The sequence below is a fragment of the Klebsiella sp. P1954 genome (assembly GCF_018199955.1).
Taxonomy (GTDB): Bacteria; Pseudomonadota; Gammaproteobacteria; order Enterobacterales; family Enterobacteriaceae; genus Klebsiella; species Klebsiella pneumoniae.
In genome coordinates, this window is the sequence record NZ_CP073375.1 from 79,714 (window position 1) to 87,045 (window position 7,332).

The 7,332-nt window shown below is 55.8% G+C and carries 8 protein-coding genes; 7 read left to right on the plus strand and 1 reads right to left on the minus strand.

The window, feature by feature from the left end:
- Nucleotides 1-329 precede the first annotated feature (329 nt).
- The 3 genes from ltrA to KB890_RS27090 all read left to right on the plus strand — a co-directional run bounded on the left by ltrA (nt 330) and on the right by KB890_RS27090 (nt 3,099).
- Entirely contained in the window at nt 330-1,817 is a 1,488-nt protein-coding gene (gene ltrA, locus KB890_RS27080; RefSeq protein ID WP_004178082.1) for a group II intron reverse transcriptase/maturase, read from the plus strand.
- Between the two features lie 77 nt (nt 1,818-1,894).
- Nucleotides 1,895-2,320 carry a translesion error-prone DNA polymerase V autoproteolytic subunit gene (umuD, locus tag KB890_RS27085; protein ID WP_045325066.1) on the plus strand — a complete coding sequence of 142 codons (426 nt, stop codon included), beginning with the start codon at nt 1,895-1,897 and terminating at the stop codon, nt 2,318-2,320.
- Entirely contained in the window at nt 2,320-3,099 is a 780-nt protein-coding gene (locus tag KB890_RS27090; protein WP_108970993.1) for a Y-family DNA polymerase, read from the plus strand. Before umuD ends, KB890_RS27090 begins: the two co-directional genes overlap by 1 nt.
- 147 nt (nt 3,100-3,246) lie before the next feature.
- Here KB890_RS27090 and KB890_RS27095 read toward each other — a convergent pair whose 3' ends face one another.
- Nucleotides 3,247-4,803, minus strand: coding sequence for a methyl-accepting chemotaxis protein (locus KB890_RS27095; RefSeq protein ID WP_053897648.1), 1,557 nt, complete (start codon nt 4,801-4,803; stop codon nt 3,247-3,249).
- Between the two features lie 24 nt (nt 4,804-4,827).
- Between KB890_RS27095 and KB890_RS27100 the strand changes: the two genes are divergently transcribed.
- The 4 genes from KB890_RS27100 (at nt 4,828) to KB890_RS27115 (ending at nt 7,122) form a co-directional block, all read left to right on the plus strand.
- A complete protein-coding gene (locus KB890_RS27100; protein WP_001067855.1) occupies nt 4,828-5,532 on the plus strand; it encodes an IS6-like element IS26 family transposase in 705 nt (234 codons plus the stop codon).
- A gap of 5 nt (nt 5,533-5,537) precedes the next feature.
- Nucleotides 5,538-5,678 (plus strand): hypothetical protein, encoded by a 141-nt coding sequence (locus KB890_RS27105; protein ID WP_001044210.1) that lies wholly within the window; start codon nt 5,538-5,540, stop codon nt 5,676-5,678.
- A gap of 485 nt (nt 5,679-6,163) precedes the next feature.
- Complete coding sequence (locus KB890_RS27110) at nt 6,164-6,901, plus strand: recombinase family protein (protein ID WP_001446887.1); 738 nt, start codon at nt 6,164-6,166, stop codon at nt 6,899-6,901.
- A complete protein-coding gene (locus KB890_RS27115; RefSeq protein ID WP_000743213.1) occupies nt 6,898-7,122 on the plus strand; it encodes a hypothetical protein in 225 nt (74 codons plus the stop codon). Before KB890_RS27110 ends, KB890_RS27115 begins: the two co-directional genes overlap by 4 nt.
- The last annotated feature ends 210 nt before the right edge of the window (nt 7,123-7,332 follow it).

Sequence of the window (7,332 nt, forward strand, 5' to 3'; positions counted from 1 at the left end):
AAGTCCCCGACCATTGAAGGACCAGCAATCCACAAGGTCCCCGAGTCATGCGTTGCATACCGCGAGGTATGGGGCGAAGCGTTGACAGGGGTGTTGACAGGCCAGCCATTGAGCCACGAAATGTATATTAAATTACCGGGTGCCGACGTTGTACTGTTAACGGAAGGCAACATCATAGGGTGCGATACTGCGAGTGCCACATGGACCCGGCGGGGTCTGAGACCCTGGCATGTCAATACGATCTCTACGCGGGAACCGGGAGATCTCCCCTCTGACCATCTGCCAGTGTCGGAGATGGCCCGCACCGGGAAGACGAGGAGTCATAGCCGGTGATGTACGGAGAGGAGAAGTCGGACTCGCTCATAGTAGCGGCGAAGCAGGCGAACAACCCGAAAGGAGCGGAGTCAGTGGAGCGAAGGAGCGGGGCCAAGGGGAACGCGGAACAGCCACACATGCGCCGGACACAGAGCCGGGAAAGCATGTCACAGAGGCTGTCACGCGTGCGGGAAGCTGCGAAGCAGCGGAAGAAAGAACGGTTTACAGCATTGTTCCACCTGCTGACAGTCGAAGCACTGGAAGCCGCATTCCTCTCCCTGAGCAGGAAAGCGGCCGCCGGAGTGGATGGCATCAGGTGGATGGACTACGCCGGAAACATGAAGAACAACATAACAGATCTGCACCGGAGGCTACATCAGGGCAGCTACAGGGCGCAGCCCGGCAGGCGTCACTACATCCCAAAAGCGGATGGAAAACAACGCCCGCTCGGCATCGCCTCGCTGGAGGACAAGATCGTCCAGTATGCGCTGGTGAAAATCCTGAACGCAGTCTATGAAAACGACTTTATGGGGTTCTCATACGGGTTCAGACCCGGGCGAAGCCAGCACGATGCACTGGACGCACTGGCCACAGGGCTGGTACGCACTAACGTAAACTGGGTACTGGATGCCGACATCAGTCAGTTCTTCGACAGGGTGAGCCACGAATGGCTGATCAGGTTCACAGAGCATCGGATCGGCGACCGGAGGGTAATCAGGCTCATACGTAAGTGGCTCACAGCCGGGACGTCGGAGGAGGGTCAATGGCGAGCAACGGAGGAAGGCACCCCACAGGGTGCGGTCATCTCACCGCTGCTGGCAAACATATACCTCCACTACGTCTTCGATCTGTGGGCGCATCAGTGGCGACGTCGCTATGCCACAGGCAATGTGGTAATGGTCAGATACGCCGATGACATCGTCATCGGGTTCGACAAACGATACGATGCCCGGCGCTTCCGTATAGCCATGCAGCGCAGACTGAGGGAGTTCGGACTCACGGTTCACCCGGAGAAAACCCGTCTGATGGAGTTCGGCCGCTTCGCTGCCGAAAACCGTGCCATCAGGGGAAAAGGCAAACCAGAAACGTTCAACTTCCTCGGGTTCACGCACATCAGCGGGAAAGATCGCAACGGCAGGTTCATGCTGATACGAAAGACCCGCCGGGATCGGATGACGGCAACTCTGAAAGCCATCAAAGACGGTCTGCGAAGGCGCTGGCATTACTCAATCCCCGAACAGGGAAAATGGCTCAGGAGAGTGGTTCAGGGATACCTGAACTATCACTCGGTACCGGGCAACTTCCCCACCATGCAGAAGTTCAGGACACACGTAACAAACCTCTGGCGCCGGGCGCTCAGGCGCAGGAGCCAGAAGGATGATACGACCTGGACGAAAGCAAACAAACTGGCAGCCGCATGGCTACCAAGGGTTCGGGTTCTTCATCCATGGCCTGTGGAGCGGTTCACCGCCAGACACCCGAGGCAGGAGCCCGGTGCGTAAATCGCGCACGCCGGGATCTGTGCGGGGGGTATCCGGTAACGGGTATCCCTACCGCGACAAAGAGGAGGGTGTATGACATGCTTACTATCATTGAGCCCCGACCCGACACGCTGCTGCCGGGCCGGCCGATCTATACAGAACGCATTCCTGCAGGTTTTCCATCTCCTGCAGCTGGATATGAAAAGCAGGATCTGAACCTGCATGAATATTGCGTCAGACATCCCTCTGCAACCTATTTTCTGCGTGTGGAAGGCAACAGCATGGAAGACGCCCGGATTCACGATGGCGACGTACTGGTTGTCGATCGCGCCCTGGAGCCTGAGCACGGCAGTATTGTGATTGCCGCCGTGGACAATGAATTTACCGTGAAGCGACTGCTGCTGCACCCCCGCCCCTGCCTGATGCCAATGAATCCTGCCTACAGCCCGCTCTATTTCGATCCTGACAGTGACACCGTGCAGCTGTGGGGCGTTGTCAGCCATTCTGTGATGAGACATCTGTAGTGTTTGCCCTCATTGATGTAAACGGCATGTATGCCGCCTGTGAGAGTGCCTTCCGGCCTGACCTGGCCAGCCGTGCGGTATGTTGCCTCAGCAACAACGACGGGGCGATCGTGGCCCGGAACCGGCTTGCAAAACTGGCAGGACTGAAAATGGGGGAACCCTATTTCAAAGCGAGGCCGCTTATTGAAGCGCATAACGTGGCCGTATTCAGTTCAAACTACACCCTGTATGCCTCCATGTCAGCGCGTTTTGCGGCGGTAGTGGAATCGCTGTCTTCCCGTGTGGAGCAGTATTCAATTGACGAACTCTTTGTGGACTGTCGTGGGATGGAAACGGCAATGAACCTGGAGGCATTCGGGCATCAGCTGCGGCGTGAAGTGCAACGTCATACGACGCTGACCTGTGGAGTGGGCGTCAGTTTTACCAAAACGCTGGCAAAACTGTGTAATCACGCCGCCAAGACCTGGCCAGCCACCAGGGGCGTGGTTGCCCTGACTGACGAGCGCAGACTGCATAAACTGATGGCCATTCTGCCTGCGGCCGAAGTCTGGGGAGTGGGAAGGCGCATATCAGCGCGGCTTGAAACGATGGGGATCAGAACGGCGCTGGATCTGATGCGGGCTGATACCCGGTTTATCCGGAGTAATTTCAGTGTGACGCTGGAAAGAACGGTGCGGGAGTTACGTGGCGAAATCTGCTTTGGCCTCGATGAAAACCCGGCAACCAAACAGCAAATTGGGGGAACCGCAGAATTCGGAAAAAATCGTACGCTAAGCTAACGGTGTTCTCGTGACAGCTCTTTGACTAGGCTTTCTAAGGCCATTCTGATAGCCCTGACTTCCTGAAAAGCCATGGCTAAAATTTGTGCGGCTAAAAGGGATAACCGATGGTAAAGTAAGTTATCCCTGTCGAGATACTGAAAAGCGTTATCCTCGTTTTTCCCAAAACTGTTTTGCCAGTTCGCTCAGAGCGCTAGTTAACTGAGCGACAGATTTCGCACTTTGCAAATTATTCTGCCCGGTCTGTACATTGGTATCAGCAGCATCGCGTATATTGATAATACTGCGGTTTATGTCTTCACTTACTGCTCCCTGCTGCTCGACCGCAGTCGCTATTTGCGCGTTCATGTCGGTAATTTCGTTAACGCGTTGGCCAATTCCATCAAGAGCTGTAGCTGCTTCCTCTGCGTGAGCTACACTCGTGTGCGCTTGCCGACTACTTTGCTCCATGACTGTAACAGCGGATTGCGCTCGCTCTTGTAGAGCGCTGATCATGCTTTGAATATCCGTTGTCGATTGCTGTGTGCGAGCAGCAAGACTGCGAACCTCATCGGCGACAACAGCAAAACCACGCCCCTGCTCACCAGCACGCGCGGCCTCAATTGCTGCGTTGAGTGCCAACAAATTCGTTTGCTCGGCGATCCCTCGTATAACGTCAAGAACTTTTGATATCTCGTTACTTTGACCTTCAAGCTCATGAATAACCTGAGTGGCTTGCCTAATTTCACCTTCAAGGGCAGTGATTGACTGGCTTGTGTGGGCTACCAGACGCTGGCCAGATGCCGTCTCAGTGTCTGCTCTTCCGGCCGCATCTGCAGCATGCTGTGCATTGCTCGCAACCTCTTGAATGCTTGCCACCATTTGGTTTACTGCCGTTGCTATTTGATCTGTCTCTGCCTGCTGCTCAACTGTAAGTACATTGCTTGACTCAATATCCTTTAGTAGGCCTCGGGTGTGTTCGCTAAGCCGATTTGATGCATCACCTATGCGACCTACTATGGCGCCTGTTTCAGCTTGCATCATTCGTAAAGCAAACTCTATTTGGCCAAACTCATCGGTGCGCCCAGTGTAGAGGGATTGACTTAATGGGTTATTGGAAATATTCCTGGCTCTTTCAACCAGTCTTCCAAGAGGAGAGAGAATAGCCAAAACACTAACAGAGCTTAAGCTTCCTGACATTAAAGTGGCTAACAATAAGCTGCTTATTGATGTATCAGTAAGCATGCCGGCAGCCATTGCGCTTGATATAATACTACCCCATATGAGCAAGAGTATTTTCACGGAAAAGCTAGCAGCCAATTTCGGCCTCGCGGCCTTCCCGCTTCTCAATTGAGCATATAATTTTTCCGCAGCCAAAACCTGCTCAGGTTCAGGCTTGGTCCTTACAGACTGGTATTCAACAATCGAACCATTCTTAGCTATTGGCGTTACATAAGCACTTACCCAATAGTGGTCGCCATTTTTACAGCGATTTTTTACTAGCCCCATCCATGAGCGGCCAGATTTTAATGTACTCCACATATGCTCAAATGCAGCAGGCGGCATATCTGGGTGTCTTACGATGTTGTGAGGCTGGCCTAATAGTTCTTCCTCAGTGAAACCACTGATTTTAATGAAGTCAGGATTAACGTACGTGATATGGCTTTGAGGGGAGGTAGTCGAAAGGGCACTGTTGCAAATAGTCGGTGGTGATAAACTTATCATCCCCTTTTGCTGATGGAGCTGCACATGAACCCATTCAAAGGCCGGCATTTTCAGCGTGACATCATTCTGTGGGCCGTACGCTGGTACTGCAAATACGGCATCAGTTACCGTGAGCTGCAGGAGATGCTGGCTGAACGCGGAGTGAATGTCGATCACTCCACGATTTACCGCTGGGTTCAGCGTTATGCGCCTGAAATGGAAAAACGGCTGCGCTGGTACTGGCGTAACCCTTCCGATCTTTGCCCGTGGCACATGGATGAAACCTACGTGAAGGTCAATGGCCGCTGGGCGTATCTGTACCGGGCCGTCGACAGCCGGGGCCGCACTGTCGATTTTTATCTCTCCTCCCGTCGTAACAGCAAAGCTGCATACCGGTTTCTGGGTAAAATCCTCAACAACGTGAAGAAGTGGCAGATCCCGCGATTCATCAACACGGATAAAGCGCCCGCCTATGGTCGCGCGCTTGCTCTGCTCAAACGCGAAGGCCGGTGCCCGTCTGACGTTGAACACCGACAGATTAAGTACCGGAACAACGTGATTGAATGCGATCATGGCAAACTGAAACGGATAATCGGCGCCACGCTGGGATTTAAATCCATGAAGACGGCTTACGCCACCATCAAAGGTATTGAGGTGATGCGTGCACTACGCAAAGGCCAGGCCTCAGCATTTTATTATGGTGATCCCCTGGGCGAAATGCGCCTGGTAAGCAGAGTTTTTGAAATGTAAGGCCTTTGAATAAGACAAAAGGCTGCCTCATCGCTAACTTTGCAACAGTGCCGCGCGACGAGCAGCAGCACCAGGAGCAGAAGCACGTCGAGAAAAAGCAACAGCAGATCGAGCAGCGCCCACGGCGGGCCGCTCGCATCGGATAAGTCGAAAAATCCGGCTAAAGTGGCCGAGCTGCACATCAGGCCGCGCGGTTTTCCTCCCTGATCGCCGGCGCGGTTTCTTCCTCCCTGAACCGCATGCAGACTTGCCGCCTCGGACACCCCGAGGCGGTTTTTTTTCGCCTCGCTCGAGCATCGCCGCATCCGACGATGCCGAGACGACCAGGCCGCGCACGTCGAGCTGCAGCATCGCCATTGCCGACGATGGCACCAGGTCGCCGGCGGTGGCCACCGACCTCGAGCTCGCATCGCCACATCCGACGATGCGCGCCGGCGTCGACCATCGCCAGGTCTGACGATGGCGGCCGCCCTGCCCTGGATCTCGCATCGCCATTTCTGGCGATGAGATCCACGGAGCGGCCATTTAGACCCGCCAATAACGACCCGGCCAAGATAAATCGCATGACGGCCTTTTTGGCCGGGGGTAGCATGACCGGACACTTTGCGTATGCCCAAAGGAGCCCGCAAGTATGCGCAGGACGAAGCCAGTAGCCGCGCCGATGGTGGCGCGGGTCTATCTGCGCGTCAGCACCGACGCGCAGGACTTGGAACGCCAAGAGGCGATCACTACGGCCGCGAAGGCCGCCGGCTACTACGTCGCCGGCATCTACCGTGAGAAGGCATCCGGCGCACGCGCCGACCGGCCTGAGCTGCTGCGCATGATCGGCGACCTACAGCCCGGCGAGGTGGTCATTGCCGAGAAGATCGACCGCATCAGCCGCCTACCTTTGCCCGAGGCCGAGCGCCTGGTGGCCTCGATACAGGCCAAAGGCGCAAGCCTGGCCGTCCCTGGCGTGGTCGATCTATCCGACCTGGCGGCCGAGGCCCAGGGCGTCGCCAAGATCGTGCTGGAAGCCGTGCAGATCATGCTTTTTCGCCTGGCCTTGCAGATGGCCCGCGACGACTACGAGGACAGGCGCGAACGCCAGCGCCAAGGCATTGAGTTGGCCCGCCAGGCCGGGCGGTACAAGGGCCGCCGTGCTGATCCGAAGCGCCGCGCCCAAGTTGTCGCGCTGCGCAAGTCCGGCTACAGCATCAACAAGACCGCCGAGCTGGCCGGGTACAGTGCGGCCCAGGTGAAACGGATATGGGCCGAGGTCAGCCAGGCCGAAGCGAAGCAGCACGGCGCGTTCGTGGAGGACGCATTGACGGAAGCCGATGCCCTGGCCGCTGTCGGCCAGGATGAGCGCCAGGAGGAAAGGGCATGAAGAAGCCGAACCAAGACGACGAGCCGTTTTTCATCACCGAGGAGATTGCGGCCGAAATGATCGCCGGCGGCTATGAGTTCGAGCTGCCGCCCATTCCTTGCACCATCCGCCTACGCGACGTGCTGGAGCGCATGACCGATGCTGAGCTAGCATTGCAGCCGGGCGAGATCGCCGACCAGGAGCGTGAACGCTGCCGGCGCAAGCCGTGTTCAACCTCATGATCTGGTCATGGTATTTTTCATGGCACTGAGCCTGATAGTTCTTGCAAATTGTTGTCACTAAAGGGTTTTGTGTGCTTGTTTACAATCGAGTGGGAGTGACGGGCACTGGCTGGCAATGTCTAGCAACGGCAGGCATTTCGGCTGAGGGTAAAAGAACTTTCCGCTAAGCGATAGACTGTATGTAAACACAGTATTGCAAGGACGCGGAAC